This is a genomic window from Streptomyces sp. NL15-2K, assembly GCF_030551255.1.
Lineage (GTDB): Bacteria > Actinomycetota > Actinomycetes > Streptomycetales > Streptomycetaceae > Streptomyces.
Genome location: NZ_CP130630.1, coordinates 10,635,232 through 10,659,819, shown reverse-complemented (window position 1 = coordinate 10,659,819; position 24,588 = coordinate 10,635,232). Strand labels below are relative to the sequence as shown.

Genomic DNA, 24,588 nt, shown 5'->3' with positions numbered 1-24,588 from the left:
CTTCGCCGGCCTTTCGCCGGTCAGTCGCGCGCCGCGAGCGCCTCGCGCCACATCGGGCTGTCGACGTAGTGGTTGTCGAACCGCTCAGAGGAGTCCTTGATCTCCCGCGGGTCGGCCTCGCCGCGCATCACCCGGCCGAGCAGCCGCAGGTAGTCGAGGCGTCCGGCGCCCGGTGTGAAGACGAACAGCACGTCCGCCGTCGCGCCCGGCGCGGCGGCGAAGGCGTGCGGGGTGTGCGGCGGCACGACAAGGAAGTCGCCCGCCTCCAGGACGGTGATCTCCTCGCCCACCAGCACCTCCAGCGCACCGTCGATCACGAAGAACAGCTCGGACGCCTTGGTGTGCAGATGGGCGGGGGCGCCGACCGCGCCCTCGGCGAAGGTCGAGCGGTAGCTGGTGAGGCGCCCGCCGGTGTCGGCGGAGTCCGCGAGGAGCGTCATCACGCTGCTGGGGTCACGCGTGGTCTCGGCTGCCGCGGCACGGGTGAGAACCGGGGCGAAATCCGGGGCCTGCGTGGTTTCGTTCTGCTTCGTCGTCGTCATGTCTGCGACTCTACGGAGCCGATCGACCGGTGGCAGGGGGCATTTCCGCGCCGGAATCATGGGTCAATTCCATGGTCGACTCCATGCGCCGAGTCACTCGACCGGGTAGCCCCACGACTTCGCCAACTCCGCGAGCCTGGGCAGCAGTTCGGCCTGTGGATCCGCGGCCCGGGCGGGCTGGATGCGGCCCGACTTGATGGTGCTGCTCCAGTCGCCGAGCTGTGGGCGGAACGTGCCGTGGTCCTTGCTGCCGTAGTCGAGCATGGCGCTCTCCCACGGGACACCGAGGTAGTCGCACAGGCCGCGGGTGGTCTTCTCCGGTTCGGCGAGGGACGTGATGACCGCGCCCGGGTGGCGCAGCAGGACGATGTGGCGGGCGTCGGGCCAACATCGTCGCAGCCGGGGCCAGATGAGGGTGTTGGCCGGGGTCTTGTCGACGATGACGTCCTTGCCGCTGCGGGTGAGTTCCAGGTGCAGCACCCGGTCCCACAGAACGTGCTCGAGCTCCTCCTTGTCCAGTTCGAGTGCCTTCATGGCCTCGGCGGTGAAGTCTCGCGTCAACTCGACGTGGAGGGTGCGCAGATGCATCTCGTGCGGGGCGCGGATACGGCTGTGGCTGTTCAGCAGCACCCTGAGCAGGGTCGACCCGGAGCGCACGGAGGACAGCACGAACACCGGTGACTTGACCAGGCGCGGGGCGCGCGGGGCGGTGTACGACTCGGCCGCGGAGCGGGAGCGGGGCGCGGGGACTGCGTCCAGGTTCCGGCGCGGCGGGCTCACCGCCTCTTTCATCAGCCTCCCCCGACGCTTCAGCCCCTTGCCGATCGCGGACATACGCGGGTCTCGCACCGTGACACCTTTCTCTCGCGCTGTACGCTCCCGATCCCGAGGGCGGCAGGCGAACTCCAGGTGTCGCGCAGGCGAAGCACCGTGGTCACGGAACCTCGAATTCCGCCCGTGACCAGGTGATTTACCGGTTTCTTAATTCTTGATGGGAACCGCTGTGACCCGGCAGTGGCCCGGCACCTCGGACGTGGCCTCAGAAGCGGCCCGATCCGCGGTACAGCTCCAGTTCGCCGTCGAGTTCGACCGCGAGGACCGTGGCGTACGGGTCGATGTCGGCCGCGGCGGGCGGGTCGATCCACAGCACGCCGACGGCCTCGTGGAGTCCGCCGACGACGCGGTGGGCCAGTTCCGTGCCGGTGCCGAGGACGGTGACCTTGCGGACCGGTGTGGCCAACCCGCGGACACCGATCTCGGCGCGGGGGATGTCGAACAGGGTGAGGTAGAGGGTGCGGCGGTCGACGGAGAGGGTGCTGGGCCCGTAGTGGTGCCCGGCCGGGAGCCCGCGCACCGTTCCGTACACGGCCTCGGCGTGCTTGCGGATCCACTCCCCCAGGCCTTCGAGGCGCTCGACCTGCGGCTCGGGGATGGTGCCGTCCTCCATCGGGCCGACGTCGAGGAGCAGGTTGCCGCCCCCGCCGATGGTCTCGGTGAAGTAGCGGATCAGCTGGCTGAGCGACTTGTGATTGTGGTCGTGGTGCTGGTAACCCCACGAGTCGTTGATCGTCAGGCACAGCTCCCAGGGGCCCTCGGGCGGCACGACGGGGGCGCCCTGTTCGGGCGTGGCGTAGTCGCCCTCGCTGAGCATGCGGGCGTTGAAGACGACGTCGGGAGAGTACGAGCGGATGAGCGCGGCGAGTTCGGGGATGCGCCACTGCTCCTCGCTGCGGTCCCACTCGCCGTCGAACCACATCAGGTCGGGCCGGTAGCGGGAGGCCAGTTCGCGGATCTGGCCGTCGCGGTAGGCGATGAACCGCTCCCAGGCGTCGAGGTCCTCGTCCTCGGCCGCGACCTCGGAGTAGCGGTTGTCCTCCAGCTCCGGCGGGCGGCCCGGCTTGCGGGTGGAGGCGTAGTCGGGGTGGTTCCAGTCGGAGTGCGAGTAGTACAGGCCGACCTTCAGGCCCTCTTCGCGCAGGGCGTCGGCGTAGCCGGATATGTAGTCGCGGCCCAGGTTGAGATCGCCGTACGCGGTGTCCCACAGGGCGACGCCGTCGTGGTGGCGGCTGGTCAGGACGGCGTACTTGGCGCCGGCCCGCGCGAAGAGCTCGGCCCAGGCGCGCGGGTCGTACTTGGCGCCGGTGAAGCGGTCGAGCTGGGACATGTACTGGTCGTGCGGCACGATGTCGTCGTAGAACGACCAGGACTCCTGGACGCCGTCGACGGCGTAGATCCCCCAGTGGACGAAGATCCCCAACTTGGCGTCGGTGAACCAGGGCTGCATGGGCACGGGTGAACTCCTCGACAGGACCAGATCACTTCGTCGTGGGGGCGGGCACGACGCCGTGCCCGCCCCGGGTGCCGGGTTCTACCGGCCGGTGGCGCCGCGCCGCAGACGGAGCGTCAGCACCTGGAAGGGGCGCAGCGAGACCGCGACGGCTGACTCGCCGTCGATCTCCGCGTCCTCCAGAGGCCGCTCCAGCAGGTCGGTGACCTGGGCGCCGGCGAGCGGGAATCCGGTGCGCAGCACGCCGTGGGCGCGGCCGCCGCGGGACTCGTACAACCGCACCACCACGTCACCCGACTCGTCGTCGGCGAGCTTGACCGCCTCGACGGTCACCCCCTCGCCGTCCACGGAGACGACCGGCTCGGGGGCGCCCGCCGCGTCCGCCACGCGCAGCGGCAGGTTGAGGGCGTAGCCCTCGGCGACGGCGTCCTCGATGTCGGCACCGGGGAGCAGGGAGTAGACGAAGCGGTGCCTGCCCTGGTCGGCCTCCGGGTCCGGGATGCGCGGGGCGCGTACCAGGCTGAGGGAGACCGTGGTCGTCGTACCGCCGTCCTCGCGGACCGTGCGGGAGACGTCATGGCCGTACGTCGAGTCGTTGATGACGGCGACGCCGTAGCCGGGCTCGCCGATGTGCACCCAGCGGTGGCCGGCGACCTCGAAACGGGCCGCCTCCCAGCTGGTGTTGGTGTGGGTGGGGCGCTGGACGTGGCCGAACTGGATCTCCGCGGAGGAGTGCGGCGCCCTGATGTCCACCGGGAAGCCGGCCTTCAGGATCTTCTCGGCCTCGTGCCAGTCGATGTCGGTCTCGATGTCGATGCGCGGGCTGTCGGCGCGGACGGTGATGGTCTGGGTGATCGTCGAGCCCTTGCCGAAGGACCGCGTGACGCGGATCGCTCCCAGCAGCGGGTCCTGCGAGACGACCTCGACGGAGTCGGGGGTCAGCAGGTCCGTGTAGCGGTTCTTGTAGTGCTTGTCGATGTCCCAGGCGTCCCAGTAGTTCGGGAGGTCGGTGTGCAGGCGGAGCAGGTTGCCCTGGCCGGCGAGGACTTCGCGGTTCGACCGCAGATCGTAGACAGACGACAGTGTCCCGTCTTCCGCCACCTCCACACGAACCAGCCCGTTGTCGAGGACGCGCCCCTCGGCCTTCACCGGCTGTGCGGGCTCGGCATCGGTGAGCGGCGCGCTGCCACTCGCGGGCACCTCCACGTACACCGGTGTGCCGTCGGCCGTGCGGATCACCTCGGCGCGGTCGCACGGGCTCGTGTTGAACACGCGCGGCCCGCCGGCGCCCAGCGCGGCGATCGCCTCGGCCGTCAGCGCCTCCAACTCCTGGGCGACACGGGCGTATTCGGCCTCCGCCTCCCGGTGCACCCAAGCGATCGAGGAGCCCGGCAGGATGTCGTGGAACTGGTGGAGCAGGACGGTCTTCCACAGCCGGTCCAGCTTCGCGTACGGGTAGGAGTAGCCCGGCGCGTGCAGCGCGGCCGTCGTCGCCCACAACTCGGCTTCCCGCAGCAGGTGTTCGCTGCGCCGGTTGCCCTGCTTGGTGCGGGCCTGGGAGGTGTAGGTGGCGCGGTGGAGCTCCAGGTAGAGCTCGCCGTTCCAGACCGGGGCGTCCGGGTACTCCTCGCGGGCCTTGGCGAAGAACGCGTCGGGGTGCTCGACGACGACCTTCGGGGAGCCCTCCAGGTCCTTCAGGCGCCGGGCCCGTTCCATGATCTCGCGGGTGGGGCCGCCGCCACCGTCGCCCCAGCCGAAGGGGGCGAGCGAGCGGGTACCGCCGCCCTTCTCCGAATAGTTGCGCACGGCGCGGTCCATCTCCTCGCCGCTGAACCGGGCGTTGTAGGTGTCGACCGGCGGGAAGTGGGTGAAGATGCGGGTGCCGTCGATGCCCTCCCACCAGAAGGTGTGGTGGGGGAACTTGTTGGTCTGGTTCCAGGAGATCTTCTGGGTGAGGAACCACTCGTTGCCGGCGAGCTTGGCGAGCTGCGGGTAGGCGGCGGTGTAGCCGAAGGAGTCCGGGAGCCAGACGCCCTTGGTCTCGACGCCGAAGTGCTCGATGAAGAACCGCTTGCCGTGGATCAGCTGGCGGGCGATGGCCTCGCCGCCGGGCAGGTTGCCGTCGGCCTCGACCCACATGCCGCCGACCGGCGCCCACTGGCCCTTCTTCACGGACTCCTGGATGCGCGCCCAGACGTGGGGGTAGTTGTCGCGCACCCACTCGTACTGCTGGGCCTGGGAGCAGGCGAAGATGAAGTCGTCGTACTCGTCGGCCAGCGAGGTGACGTTCGAGAACGTGCGGGACGTCTTGCGCTTGGTCTCGCGGATGGGCCACAGCCAGGCGGAGTCGATGTGGGCGTGGCCGACGCCGGAGACGGTGTGCGCGCTGGCGTGCGCGGGCCGGGCCAGAACGGGCGCGAGCACCTCGCGGACGGCCGCGGCGCTGCCGGAGACGTCGTCCAGGTCCAGGGCGTCCATGGCACGGTCGAGGGCGTGCATGATCTCGTGGCGGCGGGGTTCGTGCTCGCCGAGGTGGACCATGAGCTCGCGCAGCACCTGGAGGTCCAGGTCGAGGTGCCAGACCTGCTCGTCGAGGATGGCGAGGTCGGCGCGGCGGAATGTATACAGTGGACGGTCGCCTGCCGTCAGTACATCGCCCATGGGCGTCGGCGCCGAGAAGTTGTTCGCCAGGATGTCGGGGTTCGAGGCCGCCTCGACCAGATAGTCGACCGACTCGCCGCCCGTCGCCGGGTTGGCGATCGCCACGTACTGGTTGAGCGGGTTGACCGCCTTCAGCGGTGTCCCGTCCGTGAGGTGGACCAGCGCCTCGGCCTGGTTGCCGGGCCAGTCGCCCACGAAGCCGAGGTCGATGACCGCCTCGACACGCTTGCCGGCCCACTCGGCGGGCACCTGGCCGCGCATCCGGAACCAGGTGGTGCCCCAGGGCGGGCCCCACGGGGTGTCCATCGCGAAGGGCTCGTAGGGCGCGGCGGCGGCCTCCGCGAAGGGGACCGGCTCCCCCGGCGCCTGCCAGGCCTCGACCTCGAAGGGGACGGTGGCCGCGTAGATCGCGGGCTTGATGCGCTGGTCGTGAACGCGCTCGACGCGCTCCTCGATCCGGCGGCGTTCGTCGTGCATCAGAGTCTCCAGGTCAGAGGGTGGGGAAAGCGCTTACCCAAGGTATGCCAGGCCGGGGTGGACGGCGGTGTAGCCCTCGACGAGCCGCCGGGCCACGTTGACCGAGTCGACCAGCGGGTGCAGTGCGAACGCCTTCACAGCCGTCGCACGGGAGCCGGAGTCGGCGGCGGCGAGCACCTCCCGCTCGACCGCCTTGACCGAGCAGACCAGGCCGGTGGCGTGGTCGGGCAGCGGAGCGACGGCGACCGGGTGGGCACCGTTGGCGTCGACCAGGCACGGGACCTCGATGACGGCGTCCGTGTCGCGCGCGGAGAGGGTGCCCTGGTTGCGGACGTTGAGGATCAGCGTCGTGCGCTCGTCGCGGGCGATGGCCCGCATCAGGGCGAGGGCCACCTTCTCGTAGCCGCCGGACAGGTCGTCGGCGTCGCGTTCGCCGGCGCCGGCCGTCTCCCGGTTCTCGGCCATGTAAGTGGCCTCGCGCTCGGCGCGGGTGCGGTCCCAGGCGGTCAGGGCGGCGGCGTCGGGGCGCCGCATCTCCTCGTAGAAGCGGGCCTGCTGGTCGGCCAGGAAGGCGCCGCGGGTCTTGTCGGCCTGCTGGTAGGCGCGGACGGCTTCCCGGTTGAAGTAGTAGTAGTGCAGGTATTCGTTGGGGATCGCCCCCAGGGACCGCAGCCAGTCGGCGCCGAAGAGCTTGCCCTCCTCGAAGGAGCCGAGCAGGTCGGGGTCGGCGAGCAGGCGCGGAAGCTCGTCCCGGCCGGCGATGCGCAGGCCGCGCACCCAGCCCAGGTGATTGAGGCCGACGTAGTCGATCCAGGCCTCCTGCGGGTTCTTCGCGCCGAGCACACGGGCGATACGCCGGCCGAGGCCGACCGGCGAGTCGCAGATACCGATGACGCGGTCGCCGAGGTGGCGGGACATGGCCTCGGTGACGAGTCCGGCGGGGTTGGTGAAGTTGATGAGCCAGGCGTCGGGGGCCAGGCGGGCGACGCGCCGGGCGATGTCGACGGCGACGGGGACCGTCCGCAGACCGTAGGCGATGCCGCCCGCGCCGACCGTCTCCTGGCCGAGGACGCCTTCCGCCAGCGCCACTCGTTCATCGTTGGCGCGGCCCTCCAGGCCGCCGACGCGGATCGCGGAGAAGATGAAGTCGGCGCCGCGCAGCGCCTCGTCGAGGTCGGTGGTGGCGGTGACCTTGGGCGCGTCGGGCACGTCGGCGGCCTGTTCAGCCAATACACGGGCGACTGCATACAGTCGACTGTCGTCCAGATCATGCAGAACGACTTCTGTAACCCGGCCCTCGCCGCGGTCCGTCAGCAGCGCCCCGTACACGAGCGGCACCCGGAATCCGCCGCCGCCCAGAATCGTCAGCTTCACGCTGCACCAGCCTTTCCACGTTCCCCGGCCACGAGCACCTCGACACCCGCCTCCTGAAGGGAGGAGCGCGTCTGAGTGTTCACCGGCGCGTTCGTCACCACCACGTCCAGGTCCTCGGGACCGCAGACCTTCGCCATGCCCGTACCCGGAAACTTCGCCGAGTCGGCGAGCAGGACGACCTTGTCACCGGACTTGATCATGGCCCGCTTGACGGGTACCTCGACGACCGTCGTGTCCATCACCTGCCCACCCGGGCGCACTCCGCTCGTGCCGAGAAAGAGCCAGTCGGCGTGCAGCTGGCGCAGATTGTCCTCGGTGAGGAAGCCCACCAGGGACCGGTACTCGCGGCGGACCATGCCGCCGAGCAGCACCAGCTCGATGCCCTCGTCGTCGGCGAGCTCCTCGTACACCACCAGGTTGCTGGTGATCACGGTGAGCCGCCGACCATGCAGCTGGCGGGCCAGGCGGTAGGCAGTGGTGCCGATGTCGAGCAGCACCGACTGGCCGTCCTGGACCAGCGCGGCGGCCCGGGCCGCTATCGCGTCCTTCTCGGACACCCGGACCTCGGCGACCTCGGCGAAGGGCTGGTCGCCCTCCTCCACGACCGCGCCACCGTGCACGCGGGTGAGCAGCCCGTCCTCCTCCAGCTTGACGAGGTCACGCCGGACGGTGGCGGGGCTCACACCGAGCTGCTCGGAGAGGTCGGTCACAGCCGCGGGGCCACCCGAGCGCAGGGCCCGCAGGATGAGTTGGTGTCGTCGTTCAGCCAGCACGATGTGAACAGTACTCGTCATTGCCAATCATTTCCATGCTCAGTTCTGCATGACTCTTGACCAATCTCGTCGAGGGGCGCACGATTCCGGTCACTGAATTGAAGACTTTTGACGAGAGGATGCGCGCGTGGGCGACGACCGGCCCGATGTGCTGCTGACCGGGCTGCTCTTCTACGACCTCGTCCTCACGGGACTGGGCAAGCCGCCGACGCCGGGCGAGGAGATCTGGACGGCCGGCATGGGCTGCGGCCCGGGCGGCATCGCCAACCTGGCGGTCGCCGCCTCCCGCTTCGGCCTGAAGACCTCCCTGGCCACGGTCTTCGGTGACGACTTCTACGGCGCCCACTGCCAGGAGGTCCTCGCCGGCCAGGAGGGCGTCGACCTCGCGCTCTCCCAGGTCGCGGACGACTGGCCCACCCCGGTCACCGTCTCGCTCGCCCACGGCCACGACCGTGCCCTGGTCACCCACGGCACGGAACCGCCGTACTCGCAGGACACCCTGATGGGCGACCCGCCCGAGGCACGCACGGCCCTCGTGCACCTCGAGGCCGAACCGCGCGCCTGGCTGGCGAAGGCGGCGGCGAACGGCACGCGGATCTACGCCGACGTCGGCTGGGACCCCACCCAGCAGTGGTCCCGCGACCTGCTCGACCAGCTCGCCCTGTGCCACGCCTTCCTCCCGAACGAGACCGAGGCGATGGCCTACACCCGCACCGACAGCGCGGTCGCGGCGCTCGGCACGCTCTCCGAGCTGGTGCCGGTGGCCGTGGTCACGCGCGGCGGCGACGGCGCCGTCGCCGCCGATCAGACGACGGGCGAGTACGCGGAAGTACCCGCCCTGGACCTCGACGTCCTGGACGCGACGGGCGCCGGGGACGTCTTCGGCGCGAGCTTCGTCGCGGCCTCCCTCGGCGGCTGGCCGCTTCAGGAACGGCTGCGGTTCGCGGTCCTGGCGGCCGGGCTGTCCGTAGGGCATCACGGTGGCGCGCTGGCGGCGCCCGGCTGGTACGGCGTCGACCGCTGGTGGCGCTCACTGACCGATCCCGAGCTGAAGCGGGCGTACGGCTTCCTCGCCGACCGCATCCCGGCGGACGTGGGGCCGCCCGTCCGGTACGCCCCCGTCACGCCGCCCGCACGGCACTGACCATCCCCGATCACCCCCACGATCGGCCCTTCTATGCGAAGTCTCGAACAGAACCGAAAGGCGGTGGGAGCTGTGCGGCTCTCACGAAGGGGCCTGCTGCGCGCGGGCCTGGCCGGTACGGCCGCCACGGCGCTCGGCGGCCTGGCGTCCGGCTGCGCGGTGCCGACCGGCTCCACCGGCCGGAACATGGTCCTGTGGTACTGGAGCGGCGGCCTGAGCGACACCGTCGTCAAGGAGGCCCGGGCCCGCTACGGCAAGGACGTCTCCCTCAAGGCCCAGCAGATCGGCGGCTACTACCGTTCCAAACTGATCACCACCATGGCCGGCCGCGCCCACATCCCCGACATCGCGGGGCTCAAGGGCGAGGACATGGCCTCCTACCTGCCGAACGCCGACCAGTTCGTGGATCTGCGCACGCTCGGCGCCGAGAAACTCAAGAGCCAGTACCTGGACTGGAAGTGGCAGCAGGGGGTCGCCGAGGACGGCAGCCTCGTCGGCTTCCCCATCGACGTGGGCCCGGTCGTGCAGTTCTACCAGCCCGCCGTCTTCGAAAGAGCCGGGCTGCCGTTCGAGCCGGACGACGTGTCCAGGGAAATGGGCACCTGGGACAAGTTCTTCGCGGCGGGTGAGCAACTGAAGCAGCGGATCCCCGGGACGCGCATCCTGACCGACGTCGGCAGCGTCTTCGAGATGTCGATCGGCCAGGGGACCACACGGTTCGTCGACAAGGACCGGCACTTCATCGGCGACGGCGAACACGTCCGCACCTGCTGGGACCGGGCCGTGGAAGCCAAGCGGCGCGGGCTCGTGTCGGACCTGGTCGTGGGCACGCCCGACTCCATCTCGGCCACCGAGAAGGGGCAGCTGCCCAGCCAGCTCAACGCCTCCTGGGCGGCCGGCGACCTCAAACTCCAGTTCCCGAAGACCAAGGGCAACTGGCGGGTGGCCAACTGTCCGGGCGGCCCGTCGAACGTCGGCGGGTCGTTCCTGGCGATCACCAAGGCGTGCCGGGAGCCCGAGCGGGCCTTCGAGATCATCACCTGGATCCTCAACGCGGACAACCAGGCCCAGGGCTTCGTCGACGCCGGCCTCTTCCCGTCGACCCCCGCCTCGTACGACATGAGGAAGCTGCGCGAACCCGACCCGTTCTTCGGCGACCAGATCACGATGGACGTCTTCGGCCCGGCCGCCGAGAAGATCCCGATCGCCTTCAACAGCCCGTACGACATCGCCCTCGGGCAGCCCATCCGGGACGAGATCAAGAACGTCGGCGTCCTCGGCAAGAACCCGAGCAAGGCCTGGAAGGACGCCATGAGCAAGTGCCGGCGCATCGCGGACCACCTGGGGGTGAGTTACTGATGGCTACCGCACCCGCCGTCGAACAGCCCCCGGCCGTCGTGGCCGAGACACCGGTCGCCCCTCCCAAGAAGGGGATCCTGAGCCACTGGCGACTGTATGCCGCGATCTCCCCCTTCTACCTGCTCTTCCTCGGCTTCGGCCTGATCCCCGTCGGCTTCTCGCTCTACCTCTCCCTCCACCGCTGGGACGGTCTCGGCTCGATGGAGTGGGCGGGCCTGTCGCAGTACCGCTACCTGATCGGCGACACCGACTTCTGGAGCTCGATCGGGAACACGATCATCATCTGGGGGCTGGCCACCTTCCCCATGATCTTCCTGGCGATGGTGACGGCCGTGATGCTCAACTCGGCGGTGCGCTTCAAGAACGTCTACCGCTTCGCCTACTTCCTGCCGAACGTCACCTCGATCGTCGCGGTCGCGATCATCTTCGGGTCGGTCTTCTCCACCAACTTCGGCCTGATGAACGCTCTGTTGCAGGCCGTCGGCCTGGACCAGGTGGCATGGCTGAACACGCCGTGGGGCATCAAGGTCGCCATCGCGACGCTGATGACCTGGCAGTGGACCGGCTACAACGCGATCATCTTCCTCGCCGGGCTGCAGACGATCCCGAGCGAGTTGTACGAAGCGGCGCGCGTGGACGGAGCCGGTCCCGTGCAGACCTTCTTCCGGATCACGCTGCCGATGCTGCGGCCGACACTGCTGTTCGTGCTCGTCGTGTCGACGGTCACCGGACTGCAGAGCTTCGCCGAGCCTCAGGTGCTGCTGCAGACCACGGCGAACGAGTCGACGTACTCGGGCGGCCCCGGCCACGCCGGCCGGACCATGGTCCTCTACTTCTTCCAGCAGACCTTCGACAACAACGACTTCGGCTACGGCGCCGCCGTGGCGTGGGGCATCTTCCTCGTCGTCGTCATCTTCTCGATCATCAACTGGCGCCTGGTGCAGCGCCGGGGCGAAGAATAGGGAGGCCGGCCACCATGGCATCCATCAAGGGCTCCGGGCGCCGGGGCATCGCGCTGCACGCGGTCCTGGTCATCGGTCTGCTGCTGTCGGCCTTCCCGTTCTACTGGGCCGTGATCATGTCGACGCACACGTCGACCGAGATCTTCTCCTATCCGCCGAAGCTGCTGCCGGGCTCGCACTTCCTGGAGAACCTCCGCCACCTCTTCGACAACATCGACTTCTTCGGGTCGATGTTCAACTCGCTGCTGGTCGCGGTCTCGGTGACCGTGCTGGTGCTGTTCTTCGACTCGCTGGCGGCGTTCGTCTTCGCCAAGTTCGAGTTCCCGGGCCGCCGGGCGCTGTTCGGGCTGATGATGGCGATCTTCATGGTGCCGGCCCAGCTGGCGGCCATCCCGCAGTTCGTGATCATGGCGAAGCTCGGCTGGATCGGCACGATGACCTCGCTGATCGTCCCGGCGGCGGCCAACGCGTTCGGCATCTTCTGGATGCGCCAGTACATGAAGAGCGCCATCCACGACGAACTGCTCGACGCCTCGCGGATCGACGGGGCGAGCTTCCTGCGCCAGTACTGGCACGTGGCGCTCCCGGTCGTCCGCCCGGGCCTGGCCTTCCTCGGCATCTTCACCTTCATGGGCCAGTGGAACGACTACGCCTGGCCCCTGATCGCCCTCACCAACCCGGACAACGTCACCCTCCAGGTGGCGCTGTCCCAGCTCAACGGCACGCACGGCACGACGGACTACGGCATGGTGATGACCGGCGCGCTGCTCGCCCTCGTCCCGTTGCTGATCGTGTTCGCGATCGGCGCCAAGCAGATCATCAGCGACCTCGGCAAGGGGGCCATCCGCTGATGGATCCCTTGCTGGCGCTGCGCCCCTGGGAGGCACCGGAGGTGACCTCCTGGGGGCGGTTGCCGATGAACGCCGTGGACCGCCGCGCCGGGGCGCTGAAGCTCGACGGCGACTGGCGCTTCCAGCTGCTGCCGGCGCCGGACGCGCCGGTGTCCGACGTCTGGTCGTCGTCGTACGTCCCCGGTGTCTGGACGATGCAGGATACGGACGACCTTCCGCAGTACACCAACGTCCGTATGCCGTATGCAGAATTCCCTCCACAGTCGCCCGCCGCCAATCCGACGGGCGTCTACGAGCGTCAGGTGGACGTCCCCGCCGATTGGGCCGGCCGGCGGATCGTGCTCCAGGTCGGCGCCGCCGAGAGCGTGCTGCTGGTGCACGTGGACGGGCGACCGGTCGGCATCTCCAAGGACTCCCACCTGGCCGCCGAGTTCGACCTCACCGGCCTGGTGACCCCCGGTGAGCGGACGGTCGTACGGCTCACGGTGGTGAAGTGGTCGGACGCCTCGCACATCGAGGACCAGGACCAGTGGTGGCACGGGGGCGTGACGCGTTCGGTGCTGCTGTACGCGACGGATCCGCTCCACCTCGCCGACGTGACCGTGCGGGCCGGGCGGTACGGGGAGCTGCGGGTCGACTGCCGGGTGCGGGACACCGGCGGTGCGCTGCCCGACGGGTGGTACGTCAGCGGAGAGCTGGACGGTCAACTCCTCGGCCAGGACACGGAGTTCGACCGAATCAACGCCGAGGACGAACGCGTCTCCGACTTCCTCGGCGAGGCACGGCTGCGGACCACCGTCCCCGACGTGCGCACCTGGAGTGCCGAGACGCCCGAGTTGTACGACCTGACTGTGCGGCTGCACCGCGCCGACGGCACGGTCGCGGACGCCTCCCGCCACCGCGTCGGCTTCCGCGACGTCGAGATCGTCGGCCGGGATCTGCTGGTCAACGGCGAGCGGGTGTTCGTGCGGGGCGTCAACCGGCACGACTTCCATCCGCTGACCGGGCGGACCGTGTCGTACGACGACATGCGCGCGGATCTGGTCCTGCTGAAGCGTTTCGGCTTCAACGCGATCCGTACCGCGCACTATCCGAACGACCCGGCGCTGTACGACCTCGCCGACGAGCTCGGCTTCTACGTCGTCGACGAGGCGGACATCGAGTCCCACGACCACGCCCACGAGATCGCCGACGACCCCCGCTATCTGAACGCCTTCCTGGACCGGGTCTCCCGGATGGTGCTGCGGGACAAGAACCACCCGTCCGTGATCATCTGGTCGCTGGGCAACGAGTCCGACTACGGCGCGGGCCACGACGCGGCGGCGGGCTGGGTGCGCCGGCACGATCCGACGCGGCCCCTCCAGTACGAGGGGGCGGCCAAGCTGGGCTGGGCGGATCCGGGCCTCGCCTCCGACATCGCCTGCCCGATGTACGCGCCGCTGGAGGACTGCGTGGCGCACGCGCTGTCCGGCGAGCAGACCAGGCCGCTCATCCAGTGCGAGTACTCGCACGCCATGGGCAACAGCAACGGCACGCTGGCCGACCACTGGGCGGCCATCGAGTCCACCCCGGGTCTTCAGGGCGGCTTCATCTGGGAGTTCTGGGACCACGGCATCCTCCAGCGTGTGAACGACGGAAGACCGGTCGGGCGTGGGGGTGCCGGGCTGTACGAGGGCGGTGTCGCCGCGCCGGGTCACCGGTGGGCGTACGGCGGTGACTTCGGGGAGACGATCCACGACGGTGCGTTCATCGCGGACGGCGTGGTGTTTCCGGACCGCACGCCCAAGCCGGTGATGTACGAGCACCGGGAGCTCGCGGCGCCGGTGCGCCTGGAGTGCTTCAGGCACGAGGGCATCGTCCTCGGCAACCACCAGCACTTCCGCGGCCTGGACTGGCTGACGGCCGAGTGGGAGCTGTCTCTCGCGGACGGCGGCACGCGGACCGCGCCTGCCGAGCTGCCCGCTCTGCGGCCGGGCGAGACGGCGGCGGTGCCGCTGCCGTTCGAGCTGCCCGAGGACGGCGGCGAGGCATGGCTGACGCTGCGGGTGACGACCGCCGGCGACGAGCCCTGGGCGCCACGCGGGACGGTCGTGTGTCTGCCGCAGGTACCGCTGCGGGCGGCCGCGCCGAAGCGGGTCCTGCCGGTGCGGAATCGTTCCGTCGAGGTCGACGCCGACGGCCTGCTGCTCCACCCTCTGCTCACCTCCGCCCCCACGCTGTCGCTGTGGCGGGCGCCCACCGACAACGACGAGCTGGGCGGAACGGCCCCGCGCTGGCGCGCCTGGGGGCTGGACGCGCTGGTGCGCAAGGTCGTCGATGTGCGCCAGGCGGCGTGGAGCGTCACCGTGCACGCCGAGTACGCGTCGGACGCCGGCGTCGTGCGCCACACGCAGGTGTTCACCCCGGTCGAGGACGGCATCCACGTCGAGGAGTCGGCCGAACTGCCGGACGCGCTCGCCGATGTGGCGCGGGTCGGCTCGGTGTTCGAGACGGTGGCGGGCCTGGATCTGATGGAGTGGTACGGGCAGGGCCACTGGGAGTCCTATCCGGACCGCGCCTTCGGGGCGCCCGTCGGCCATCACTCCGTACCGGTGGACGAGCTGTTCACCCCTTATCTCCGCCCGCAGGAGAGCGGCGGGCGGCACGGCGTACGGCACCTCACGCTGTCGGCGCCGGACGCCACCGGACTGACGGTGGTGCTCGACGAACCGCGCCAGGTCTGCGTCACCCGCTACCGCGCCGAGGACCTGACCGCCGTAGGCCACCATGACGAAGTCGTCCCGCGAGCCGGCTGCGTGGTGCATCTCGACGCGGCCCACCGGGGTCTCGGCACCGCCTCGTGCGGGCCCGACACCTCACCGTCGTATCTCGTCCCACCGGGCGTCCACCGCTGGAGCTGGACCCTGCGCACTCTCTGACCCTCCACACCTCTTCTGCCCCCCACGCCTCCTCTGTCACCTTTACGCAGTGTTACGGAGCACACGTGTGCGTTTCGCATGAGCACGATCAGGGCGAGGCCGAGCAGGCCGGCGCCGGAAGACGGGGTTTCCTGCGGGCGACGGCGCTGCTGGGCGCGGTCGCCACGGCGGGCGTCGCGCTGCCGGCCACCGCCGAGGCTTCCCCGGCTGCCGCGGCGAGCTGGCGGCCCGACCCCGACAGCCGCCGCTTCACGCTCGCCGTCATGCCCGACACGCAGTACCTCTTCGACGGGCCCAGCATCGACAAGGCGCCGATCGAGGCGTCCCTGCGCTACCTGCTGGAGCACGGCAAGGACGAGAACATCGTCTTCCTGTCCCACCTCGGCGACCTCACGGAGAACGGCGCCCCGGCCGAAGTCACCGCGATCAGCGAGGCGTTCCGGCTGCTGGACCGGCGCGGCGTCGGCTACAGCGTCCTGGCCGGCAACCACGACGTGAAGTCGTCGACCGACGACCAGCGGGGGTCGACACCGTACCTGGACGCCTTCGGGCCGCGGCGGTTCCAGGGCAAGCCGACGTTCGGCGGGGCCTCCCCGGACGGCTACAACACCTTCCACCTCTTCAAGGCGGCCGGCCGGGAATGGATGGTGCTCGCGCTGGACTGGCGGCTGTCGGCGAAGGGGTACGCATGGGCCAAGGAGGTCATCGCCCGGCATCCGAGGACTCCGGTGATCCTCACGACGCACGAGCTGGTCGTCGAGGACGACAGCCTGTCGGAGTACGGGCAGCAGCTGTGGGACCAGCTGATCGCGGACCACGACCAGATCTTCCTCACGCTCAACGGGCACTACTGGCCCGCCGGCCGCGCCACGCGCGAGAACACGGCGGGACATGACGTCCACCTTCATCTGACGAACTATCAGAATCGCTATTTCGGCGGTGCGGCGATGATCCGCCTCTACCACTTCGACCTGGACCGGAACGTCATCGACGTGGAGACGGTCTCCCCGTGGATCCTGGGCCGGGCCGCGAAGGGGCTCAACGAGCTGGAGCGGCAGGAGATCGAACTGAGCGGCGACGCCGACCGGTTCTCCGTCGACATCGACTTCACGGACCGCTTCTCCGGCTTCGCCCCGGTGCCCCCGCGCCCGGCACGCCCCGCGTCGAAGATGCTGGTCCCCGGCACGGTCGCCTACTGGCGCTTCGACGGGCACGCCGACGGGGAGGCCGTCAGCGGCACGGTCCGTGACCTGTCCGGCCGCGGGAACGACCTCAGCCTCGTCACCGTCGGCGGTTCCACGCTGACCTGGTCCTCGGACCACCACCCGGACCAGCCCGGCCACGGCAGCCTGGAGTTCCACGGCTTCAAGTCACCGCTGAAAGGCGCCTACCTGCGCACGGTCGACGGTGCGCCACTCAACTCGGCGACCTTCAAGGCCGGTTACACCATCGAGGCCTTCTACCGTGTCCCCGCCGACTGGGACGCCTCCCACAACGCCTGGGGCGGGCTCGTCAGCCGCACCGGCACGGGCGGCGCCGCGGGCAAGACCGAGGGCGACCCGGACGAGCCGCTGGCCACGCTCTCCCTGTCCGACGGCCCCGGCCCGCAGTGGGCGGTCCGCCCGCTCAACCAGCAGGGCATCGCCACGAACTGGGGCGACGAGACGGCGCGGGAGGTGTGGTGGCACGTCGCCGTCGTCAACGACGGCTCCCACACGACGATGTACGTCCAGGGCTGCCCCGTCGCCCGTAATCCGCACGCCTTGGCCGTCGGGCTCACCTCTGTCGGGCTGCCGTGGCTGCTGGGCGGCTACGAGTACGGCGGCAAGATCGACCAGATCCTCTACGGCCGACTCGGCGACGTCCGGATCGTCGAGCGGGCGCTGCCCGTCACGTCGTTCATGAATCACTGACCCTCGACGAGGACTTCCAAGATGATGAACAAGCAGCAGCTGCCCGTCTGGGCCGACCCGTCCGTCTCCCCCGCCGACCTCGACCCGCAGGGTGTCTCCAGACGCCAGCTCCTGCGCCGAGCGGGCCTGTTCGGAGCCGCTTTCGCCCTCGGCCCCACGGCCGTGCCCGCGGCGGCTTCTCAGGAGAGCTACGGCGGCAGCGACCCGCACCTCGCCTACCTGGTCGGCGACCACCACATCCATACCGTCTACAGCCACGACGCCAAATACACGTTCTCCCAACTGGCCACCGCGGGATCCAAGTACGGCCTGGACTGGATGGTGTTCACCGAGCACTCCAACTTCGGGCACGCCAAGTACGGCGCCCCGCTGGAGCACGAGGAGATCCTCGAGGCCCGGGCCGAGAACCCGCGCCAGCTGATCTTCCAGGGCCTGGAGTGGTACATCCCGGCCGCCGAGCACTGCACGGTCTTCACGGCACCCGGCCCCCACGAGGTCGACGTCCTCACCCGGTTCGAGAGCGCCTACGACGGAAAGCTTCTCGGCTGCACGGAGGGCTCCGCCGGTGCCGCGGACACCGCCCGCAACGAGGCGCACGCCGTCAAGGCCATCCAGTGGCTCGCCGCACAGCGCCGCACCGGCTACGTGGACGATGTGCTGGTCCTGGCCAACCACCCGATGCGCCTGGGCATCGACTCCCCGCACGAGATGCGCAACTGGCGCGACGCGGCCCCCGAGATCATGATCGGCATGGAGGGCGCGCCGGGCGCCCAGGGCGCGGCCATCCCCGGCTGGCGCGGGACGACGTCGATCCGCGGCGAGTACGAGAACAAGCCGTCGGCGCAGTCGTGGGCGGGTTATCCGACGGATTCCTACCTCACGTACGGCGGTTTCGACTGGGCGACCGCGACGGTCGGCGGTCTGTGGGACTCGATGCTGGCAGAAGGCAGCCTGTTCTCGATCACCACGAACTCCGACGCCCACCGCATCGTCTTCGACACCTGGAAGAACGGCGACTGGCTGCCTGGCCAGACCTTCGACACCACCGGCAGGCTGCCCGACCCGGTGAACACCGACACCCCGCAGCCCGGCAGCGACTTCTGGCCCGGCCAGTTCAGCCGCACCCATGTCGGCGTCACCCGCTACGGCTACCGCGCGGTGATGGCGGGCCTGCGCGCGGGCCGCGTCTGGCTCGACCACGGGCATCTGCTGGACGGTCTCGAGGTGCGGTTGAAGCGGGAGCGCGACCAGAGCCGGGGCGTCACGCTCGGCGGCCGGCTGCGGGTGCGCAAGGGAGACCGGCTCACGCTGAACGTCACCGTGACGACGGCCTCGCGGCCCAACGCCCAGGGAATTCTCCCGGAGTTGGCGCACGTGGACATGATCCGGGGCGCCGTGCGCGGCCCGGTGGCCGACCGGGACAGCTGGCAGGCGCCCGACACCAAGGTCGTCCGCACCCAGGACGTGGCCGGCCGGAAGGGGACGTACACCCTGCGCGTCCCGCTGACCGCCGGGGACGAGTCCTTCTACGTGCGGCTGCGCGGCAGCGACGGCAACCGCAACGGCGCCGGCTACCTGGGCGCCTCGGTGGACCCGAACGGTCCGATTCCCCATGAGCCCGGAAACGGTGACCCGTGGGCGGATACGTGGTTCTATTCCAACCCCATCTTCGTCGACGTGGAAGGTTCCTGATGCGGCGTCATCTCCTCACTCTGGCCGGATTATTAGGTGCCTTCTCGCTGGCGGCGAGTCCGGCCTCGGCGGTGAGCGAGCCGAGCTGGGCGCAGACCGGCACGGCGTACACCGACACGCTCGGCGGCGGGCAGGGCCTCGCCGGCCGGGCGGACGGCTCGCTGCTGTACCGGGGCCTCGCCTCCATCCCGCTGGACCTGCGGATCAAGGGCTGGAACCACATCGGCGACCCGGACATCGCGCGCGGCCACGTCTTCGACGCCTACCAGGGCGCCGACACGGCCACGTCCAAGATGTTCGCCGTCACCACACCGGCCGGGAAGCGCTACGAGTACGTCCACCCGCTCAACCCGGGCGAGAAGCTGAACAACTCCTTCGCCACCGTCTCGCCCGACGCGCGGTGGCTGGTGTCGGGCGAGTGGGGCGAGCAGCACAGACTCCAGGTCTTCCCCGCTCCCCTGCTCAACCCGTCCACTCCCTCGACGGGAGGCGACCTGAAGGATGCCGGGCAGATCACGCTGGACAAGCCGGTGCGCGACATCCAGGGCTGCGACTTCGTCACCGACACCCGGCTGGTGTGCGCCTCCAACGACGCCACGGGCACGCTGTTCCCCGAGATCCGGCCGCTGCTCCAGGTCGACCTGCCCCACAAGCTGGACGGGCAGCCGGTCACCGGCAAGGTCAAGAGCCTGTTCGCGCTGCCGCAGCGCAGCGTGTGCACGGGCACGTTCGAGACGGAGGGCGTCGACTACGACGTCACCAGCGGCACCCTGCGCGCGCAGATGATCCCGCCCGGGGTGTGCGCGGTGGCGACCGCTGTCTACTCGTACCGGCAGGTCACGGACTGATCGAACGGACTCGAGCGGACTGATCGAGCGGACTGATCGAGCGGACTGATCGAGCGGAGGTACGGTGGGCCGCGTGACCGGTGAAGAGTCGCTTCGGCCCCAGTCCCTCATGCTGACGTTCCTGGGCGACCAGGTGCTCGGGCGGGACGTGTGCGTGTACTCGGGCAGCGTCATCGACGTGTTCGCGCGTGCCGGCGTCGGCGAGCAGGCGACCCGCTCGACGCTGACCCGCATGGTGAACCGCGGACTGCTGCGCCGCCAGCGCGAGGGGCGCCGGATGTACTTCGGGCTGACCGGGCGGTCGGCGGCCGTGCTGCGCGACGGCGAGCGGCGCGTCTGGCAGACCGGCGCGGTCAACCGGCACTGGGACGGCACCTGGACCCTGCTCGGGTTCTCGCTGCCCGAGTCCTGGCAGCGCCAGCGCCACGATCTGCGCTCGAAGCTCACCTGGAGCGGCTTCGGCCCGCTGTTCAACGGCCTGTGGATCGCGCCCGGCGAGGTAGAGGTGTCCTCGCTGGTGGCCGAGTTGGGCCTGTCCGCCCATGTGAAGGTCTTCCGCGCGCACGCCGACGCCGGCATGGACATCGGCGCGATGATCGAGGAGACCTGGGAGCTGACCGAACTGGCGGCGCGCTACGAGGCGTTCGCAGGACGCTGGCAGCCGTGGCGGACGCGGGTGCCGGACGCCGACGAGGCGCTCGCGCTCCGGCTGCGACTGCAGGCGGAGTGGCTGCAGGTCATCCGCCGCGACCCCCGCCTGCCGGTCAAGCATCTGCCGGACGACTGGCCGGCGGAGCAGGCCGAGAAGGCGTTCCGGGCGGTGCACGAGCGCTTCACCCCGCTCGCGCGGGACGCCTCGGAACGCCTTCTCGATCTGGTGCCGGTGCGCCCTGATCAGGCGTAGAAGCGGGAAAGGCTCTGCAGGACGGCCGCGGGCTTGGCGCCGCCCTCGATCTCGATCGTCCCGTCGACGGTGATCTGTACCCCGCCCGGCACCTCCTCGACCTCCGCCAGCTTCCCGACCAGCCGGATCCGCGACCCGACCTTCACGGGCGAGGGGAAACGCACCTTGTTGAGGCCGTAGTTGACCTTGGTCGTGACGCCCTGGACGTCCAGCAGCTCGGTGAACAGCGGGATGAAGAGGGACAGGGTGAGGTAGCCGTGTGCGATGGGGGCGCCGAAGGGCCCCGCGGCGGCCTTCTCCGGGTCCACGTGGATCCACTGGTGGTCGCCCGTGGCGTCGGCGAAGGTGTCGATGCGCTCCTGGGTGACCTCGATCCATTCGCTGGTGCCGAGGTCGCTGCCGGAGAGCTTCTTGAGTTCGTCGAGGCCGTTGACGGTGATGCTCATAAGTAGCCTGTTCCTTCGGGGAGTTGATGCAGAGAGTCAGTGGTTGCCGAAGCGCTTGCGCACCCGGGACTTCAGAAGCTTTCCGGAGGCGGTGCGCGGGAGTTCGTCCGCGAGCACGACCGACTTCGGGATCTTGTACTTGGCCAGGCGCCCGGCCAGGGAGGCCAGCACCTCGTCCGCGTCCACCGAGGCGCCCTCGCGCGGCACGACGACCGCGCGCGGCACCTCGCCCCACTTGTCGTCGGGCACACCGATGACCGCGCACTCGACGATGTCCGGGTGGGCGAGGAGCAGGTCCTCGATCTCGGCGGGGTAGATGTTCTCGCCGCCGGAGATGATCATGTCCTTTATACGGTCGACGATGTACACGTAACCGTCTTCGTCGACCCGCGCCGCGTCCCCGCTGCGGAACCAGCCGTCGGCGAAGGCGGCGGCCGTCTCCTCGGGCAGCCCCCAGTAGCCGGGCATGACGTGCGGTCCGCGCACCACGATCTCGCCGGTCTCGCCGACCTCGACGTGGGCGAGGTCGGGCCGCAGCACCCGTACATCGCTGAAGAAGTGCGGCACTCCGGCAGAGCCCGCCTTGCTCACGGCGTGTTCGGCGTCCAGGAACAGCGTTCCGGGGGCCGCCTCCGTCATGCCGTAGCCCTGGAGGAAGGTCAGGCCGCGCTCCTGGTAGGCGGCGATCAGCGTGGTGGGCACCGGGGAGCCGCCGCACGTGAGGATCCGCAGGCTGGACAGGTCGGAGTCCTTCCAGCGCGGGTGCCGGACCATCTGGTCGAACATGGTCGGCACGCCGAACATGAAGGTGATCCGGTGCCGTTCGATCAGGTCGAAGGAGGCGTCGGGGTCGAATGCCTCGACCAGGACACAGGTGCCGCCCTTGAGCAGCACCGGCAGGGTCAGCATGTTGAGGCCGGCCGTGTGGAACAGCGGGGCGGAGACCAGGGCGCGCTCGTCGGCGATCAGGTCGTGGTCGACGAGGACGTTGATCGCGTTCCAGGTGAGGTTGCCGTGGGTGAGCATCGCGCCCTTGGGGCGACCGGTCGTGCCCGAGGTGTACATGATGATGCAGGTGTCGTCGGGGGCGACCGGCTCGTCGATGGGGTCGGCGGAGGCCGCGCCGAGCGCCTCCTCGTATTCGGCACCCACCTCGATGTACGCACGTACGTCGGTGTTGCCCGGCAGCCCGGCGACCAGGCCCTGGAACGCGGGGCCGTAGACGAGGGCCTTGACCCCGGAGTCGGCCAGTTGGTAAGCGATTTCCGGGCCGGCGAGGCGGGTGTTGAGGGGGACGAAGACCGCGCCGAGAGTGCCCGCCGCGAACAGGGTCTCCAGGTAGGAGGGGTGGTTGGGGCCGAGGTAGGCGATCCGGTCGCCGCGTCGGATGCCCCGGGCGCGCAGGGCGTGGGCGAGTCGGGTGGTGCGTGTATGCAGTGTGCGGTAGTCCGTCGACTGCTCACCGTGGATCAGGGCCGTGCGGTGCGGGGTCTTGCGGGCCCGGCGTGCGGGCCATGACCCCAGTCCCTCGTTGCGCATCTTCACGCCTCTTTACGGTTTCGGTGAGCTTTACGGTTTGGTGAGCCCGAGCAGACGGGCGGCGTTCTCCTTGAGGATCTTCGGCCGGACCTCTTCCTTGATCGACAGCTTCTCGAAGTCGGCGAGCCAGCGGTCGGGGGTGAGGACGGGGAAGTCGGAGCCGAAGAGGACCTTGTCCTTGAGCAGCGTGTTCGCGTACTGCACGAGTTGCGGCGGGAAGTACTTCGGCGACCAGCCGGACAGGTCGATGTACACGCCCGGCTTGTGCGTGGCGACGGCGAGGGCCTCGTCCTGCCAGGGGAACGACGGGTGCGCCAGGATGATCTTCAGGTGCGGGAAGTCGGCGGCCACATCGTCGATGTGCAGCGGGTTGGAGTACTTGAGCCGGATGCCGCCCCCGCCGGGGACGCCCGCGCCGATGCCGGTCTGACCCGTGTGGAAGAGGGCGATGGTGCCGGTCTCCTCGATGACCTCGTACAGGTCGTACGCCACCGAGCGGTCGTTGGGAAAGAAGCCCTGGATGCTGGGGTGGAACTTGAACCCCTTCACCCCGTACTCCTCGACCAGGCGGCGAGCCTGCTTGACCCCCGCCTTGCCCCGGAAGGGGTCGATGGAGGCGAAGGGGATGAGGACGTCCGCGTTGGCGGCGGCGGCCTCGGCGACCTCCTCGTTGGGGACCGGCTCGGTGCCGGTCGCCGACTCGGCGTCCACCGTGAAGATCACCGCGGCCATCTTCCGCTCACGGTAGTAGGCGGCGGTCTCCTCCAGGGTCGGCTTCCGTTTGCCCTCGACCTTGAAGTAGACGGAGGAGGCGTCGTGCAGGTCGTCGTCCAGGGAGCCGTGGCCCTTGGCGGAGACCTCCGCGTGCGTGTGGACGTCGATCGCGACGAGGTCCTCGACGTTGAGGGTCGTCATGGTGTCACGCCTCCGGGAACTTGGGCGCCGGGATGCCGACCGTCTGGAGTTCCGCGCCGACCGAGGTGGGCCAGGCGTCGGCCAGGGCGCCGGGGGTCCAGCCGCCGTCGGCGTACGCCGCCCTGATCTCCTGCGGATGCGACCAGAGTGCCACCTTGTCGCCGCCGATGCCGATGCACTGGCCACTCACGCCCCGCGCGGCCTCGGAGGCGAGGAAGGGGACGAGCGCGGCGCAGTCCTCGGGGGTGCCGAAGCCCTCGCCCTTGCGGAGGAAGCCGGGCAGCGGCTCGCCGTTCCGCATCGCCTCGATGTAGGGGGAGAAGCCGGGGATGGTCTCGGTCATCGCGGTGGCGGCGACCGGGACGATCGCGTTGACGGTGATGTTCGCGCGGCCCAGTTCCATGGACCAGGTGCGGGCCATGGCGGCGATGCCGGCCTTGGCGGCGGCATAGTTCGTCTGCCCGAAGTTGCCGCGCTGCCCGGCCGGGGAACCGACCAGGATCAGGGTGCCGCCCTCGCCCTGCTCGCGCATGCGCACGGCGGCGGCGCGGGCGCAGGTGAAGGTGCCCTTGAGGTGGGTGGTGATCACCGCGTCGAAGTCGTCGTCGGTCATCTTCCACAGCACCTTGTCGCGCAGGATGCCGGCATTGGTGACCAGGACGTCGAGGCGCCCGAACTCTTCGACCGCCCTGTTCACCAGCCGGTCCGCGGCCTCGGACGTACCGACCGCGACGACCTCGGCGACGGCCGTGCCGCCCGCCTCGGTGATGGACTTCACGGCCTGCTCGGCCACGGCCTCGTCGATGTCGTTGACGACCACGGACGCGCCGTGGGCGGCCAGGGCGTGCGCGTAGGCGAGACCGAGGCCTCGACCACTGCCGGTGACGACGGCGGCCTTGCCGGTGAGATCGATGCTGGGCACGAGCGGGTCCTTCCCTGGGGGTGGCGACTTCGAGATCGAAGTTAAGAGCAATAATTGGTGA

Annotated in this window: 19 protein-coding genes; 9 read left to right on the top strand and 10 right to left on the bottom strand. The window is 69.9% G+C overall.

Annotated features, from left to right (window positions below; all coding sequences use genetic code 11):
* Positions 1-20 precede the first annotated feature (20 nt).
* From Q4V64_RS46540 to Q4V64_RS46515, 6 genes are all read right to left on the bottom strand, one after another.
* Positions 21-542 (bottom strand): cupin domain-containing protein, encoded by a 522-nt coding sequence (locus Q4V64_RS46540; RefSeq protein ID WP_124437671.1) that lies wholly within the window; start codon positions 540-542, stop codon positions 21-23.
* 93 nt (positions 543-635) lie between these two features.
* A complete protein-coding gene (locus Q4V64_RS46535; protein WP_124437730.1) occupies positions 636-1,376 on the bottom strand; it encodes a sulfotransferase in 741 nt (246 codons plus the stop codon).
* 205 nt (positions 1,377-1,581) lie between these two features.
* Positions 1,582-2,832, bottom strand: coding sequence for an alpha-L-fucosidase (locus Q4V64_RS46530; RefSeq protein ID WP_172629017.1), 1,251 nt, complete (start codon positions 2,830-2,832; stop codon positions 1,582-1,584).
* 78 nt (positions 2,833-2,910) lie between these two features.
* Positions 2,911-5,967 (bottom strand): glycoside hydrolase family 38 C-terminal domain-containing protein, encoded by a 3,057-nt coding sequence (locus tag Q4V64_RS46525; protein WP_124437672.1) that lies wholly within the window; start codon positions 5,965-5,967, stop codon positions 2,911-2,913.
* 33 nt (positions 5,968-6,000) lie between these two features.
* Positions 6,001-7,341, bottom strand: coding sequence for a 6-phospho-beta-glucosidase (locus Q4V64_RS46520; protein ID WP_124437673.1), 1,341 nt, complete (start codon positions 7,339-7,341; stop codon positions 6,001-6,003).
* Positions 7,338-8,114, bottom strand: coding sequence for a DeoR/GlpR family DNA-binding transcription regulator (locus Q4V64_RS46515; protein WP_124437674.1), 777 nt, complete (start codon positions 8,112-8,114; stop codon positions 7,338-7,340). The genes Q4V64_RS46520 and Q4V64_RS46515 overlap by 4 nt, the downstream gene beginning before the upstream one ends.
* Positions 8,115-8,241: 127 nt before the next feature.
* Here Q4V64_RS46515 and Q4V64_RS46510 point away from each other — a divergent pair, with 127 nt between their 5' ends.
* The 9 genes from Q4V64_RS46510 (at position 8,242) to Q4V64_RS46470 (ending at position 20,705) form a co-directional block, all read left to right on the top strand.
* A complete protein-coding gene (locus Q4V64_RS46510) occupies positions 8,242-9,258 on the top strand; it encodes a carbohydrate kinase family protein (protein ID WP_124437675.1) in 1,017 nt (338 codons plus the stop codon).
* A gap of 72 nt (positions 9,259-9,330) precedes the next feature.
* Positions 9,331-10,617: an extracellular solute-binding protein gene (locus tag Q4V64_RS46505; protein WP_124437676.1), complete on the top strand. Its 1,287-nt coding sequence runs from the start codon at positions 9,331-9,333 to the stop codon at positions 10,615-10,617.
* Positions 10,617-11,579 carry a sugar ABC transporter permease gene (locus Q4V64_RS46500; protein WP_124437677.1) on the top strand — a complete coding sequence of 321 codons (963 nt, stop codon included), beginning with the start codon at positions 10,617-10,619 and terminating at the stop codon, positions 11,577-11,579. The genes Q4V64_RS46505 and Q4V64_RS46500 overlap by 1 nt, the downstream gene beginning before the upstream one ends.
* Positions 11,580-11,593: 14 nt before the next feature.
* Positions 11,594-12,430, top strand: coding sequence for a carbohydrate ABC transporter permease (locus Q4V64_RS46495; RefSeq protein WP_124437678.1), 837 nt, complete (start codon positions 11,594-11,596; stop codon positions 12,428-12,430).
* Positions 12,430-15,348 carry a glycoside hydrolase family 2 TIM barrel-domain containing protein gene (locus Q4V64_RS46490; RefSeq protein ID WP_303714560.1) on the top strand — a complete coding sequence of 973 codons (2,919 nt, stop codon included), beginning with the start codon at positions 12,430-12,432 and terminating at the stop codon, positions 15,346-15,348. The genes Q4V64_RS46495 and Q4V64_RS46490 overlap by 1 nt, the downstream gene beginning before the upstream one ends.
* Before the next feature lie 65 nt (positions 15,349-15,413).
* On the top strand, positions 15,414-17,261 hold the full coding sequence (locus Q4V64_RS46485) for a LamG-like jellyroll fold domain-containing protein (RefSeq protein WP_124437679.1): 1,848 nt from the start codon (positions 15,414-15,416) through the stop codon (positions 17,259-17,261).
* Positions 17,262-17,285: 24 nt separating this feature from the next.
* Entirely contained in the window at positions 17,286-18,953 is a 1,668-nt protein-coding gene (locus Q4V64_RS46480; protein ID WP_124437732.1) for a PHP domain-containing protein, read from the top strand.
* Positions 18,953-19,801, top strand: a complete 849-nt coding sequence (locus Q4V64_RS46475; protein ID WP_124437680.1) for a hypothetical protein — start codon at positions 18,953-18,955, stop codon at positions 19,799-19,801. The genes Q4V64_RS46480 and Q4V64_RS46475 overlap by 1 nt, the downstream gene beginning before the upstream one ends.
* Before the next feature lie 73 nt (positions 19,802-19,874).
* On the top strand, positions 19,875-20,705 hold the full coding sequence (locus Q4V64_RS46470; protein ID WP_124437681.1) for a PaaX family transcriptional regulator C-terminal domain-containing protein: 831 nt from the start codon (positions 19,875-19,877) through the stop codon (positions 20,703-20,705).
* Here Q4V64_RS46470 and Q4V64_RS46465 read toward each other — a convergent pair.
* The 4 genes from Q4V64_RS46465 to Q4V64_RS46450 are packed head-to-tail and all read right to left on the bottom strand — an operon-like array spanning position 20,696 to position 24,527.
* Entirely contained in the window at positions 20,696-21,151 is a 456-nt protein-coding gene (locus Q4V64_RS46465; RefSeq protein WP_124437682.1) for a MaoC family dehydratase, read from the bottom strand. The two genes, Q4V64_RS46470 and Q4V64_RS46465, sit on opposite strands and share 10 nt — an antisense overlap.
* A gap of 36 nt (positions 21,152-21,187) precedes the next feature.
* Positions 21,188-22,690 carry an o-succinylbenzoate--CoA ligase gene (gene menE, locus Q4V64_RS46460; RefSeq protein ID WP_124437683.1) on the bottom strand — a complete coding sequence of 501 codons (1,503 nt, stop codon included), beginning with the start codon at positions 22,688-22,690 and terminating at the stop codon, positions 21,188-21,190.
* A gap of 30 nt (positions 22,691-22,720) precedes the next feature.
* Positions 22,721-23,605 carry an amidohydrolase family protein gene (locus Q4V64_RS46455; RefSeq protein ID WP_124437684.1) on the bottom strand — a complete coding sequence of 295 codons (885 nt, stop codon included), beginning with the start codon at positions 23,603-23,605 and terminating at the stop codon, positions 22,721-22,723.
* 4 nt (positions 23,606-23,609) lie between these two features.
* Entirely contained in the window at positions 23,610-24,527 is a 918-nt protein-coding gene (locus Q4V64_RS46450) for an SDR family oxidoreductase (protein ID WP_124437685.1), read from the bottom strand.
* Between the last annotated feature and the right edge of the window lie 61 nt (positions 24,528-24,588).

What these genes read in the sequence shown, in the direction of transcription:
- Q4V64_RS46525 (WP_124437672.1), bottom strand. Translation starts at nt 5,967, where the DNA reads ATGCACGACGAACGCCGCCGGATCGAGGAGCGCGTCGAGCGCGTTCAC.
- Q4V64_RS46465 (WP_124437682.1), bottom strand. Translation starts at nt 21,151, where the DNA reads ATGAGCATCACCGTCAACGGCCTCGACGAACTCAAGAAGCTCTCCGGC.
- Q4V64_RS46480 (WP_124437732.1), top strand. Translation starts at nt 17,286, where the DNA reads ATGAACAAGCAGCAGCTGCCCGTCTGGGCCGACCCGTCCGTCTCCCCC.
- Q4V64_RS46540 (WP_124437671.1), bottom strand. Translation starts at nt 542, where the DNA reads ATGACGACGACGAAGCAGAACGAAACCACGCAGGCCCCGGATTTCGCC.
- Q4V64_RS46500 (WP_124437677.1), top strand. Translation starts at nt 10,617, where the DNA reads ATGGCTACCGCACCCGCCGTCGAACAGCCCCCGGCCGTCGTGGCCGAG.
- Q4V64_RS46495 (WP_124437678.1), top strand. Translation starts at nt 11,594, where the DNA reads ATGGCATCCATCAAGGGCTCCGGGCGCCGGGGCATCGCGCTGCACGCG.
- Q4V64_RS46475 (WP_124437680.1), top strand. Translation starts at nt 18,953, where the DNA reads ATGCGGCGTCATCTCCTCACTCTGGCCGGATTATTAGGTGCCTTCTCG.
- Q4V64_RS46535 (WP_124437730.1), bottom strand. Translation starts at nt 1,376, where the DNA reads ATGTCCGCGATCGGCAAGGGGCTGAAGCGTCGGGGGAGGCTGATGAAA.
- Q4V64_RS46490 (WP_303714560.1), top strand. Translation starts at nt 12,430, where the DNA reads ATGGATCCCTTGCTGGCGCTGCGCCCCTGGGAGGCACCGGAGGTGACC.
- Q4V64_RS46455 (WP_124437684.1), bottom strand. Translation starts at nt 23,605, where the DNA reads ATGACGACCCTCAACGTCGAGGACCTCGTCGCGATCGACGTCCACACG.
- menE (WP_124437683.1), bottom strand. Translation starts at nt 22,690, where the DNA reads ATGCGCAACGAGGGACTGGGGTCATGGCCCGCACGCCGGGCCCGCAAG.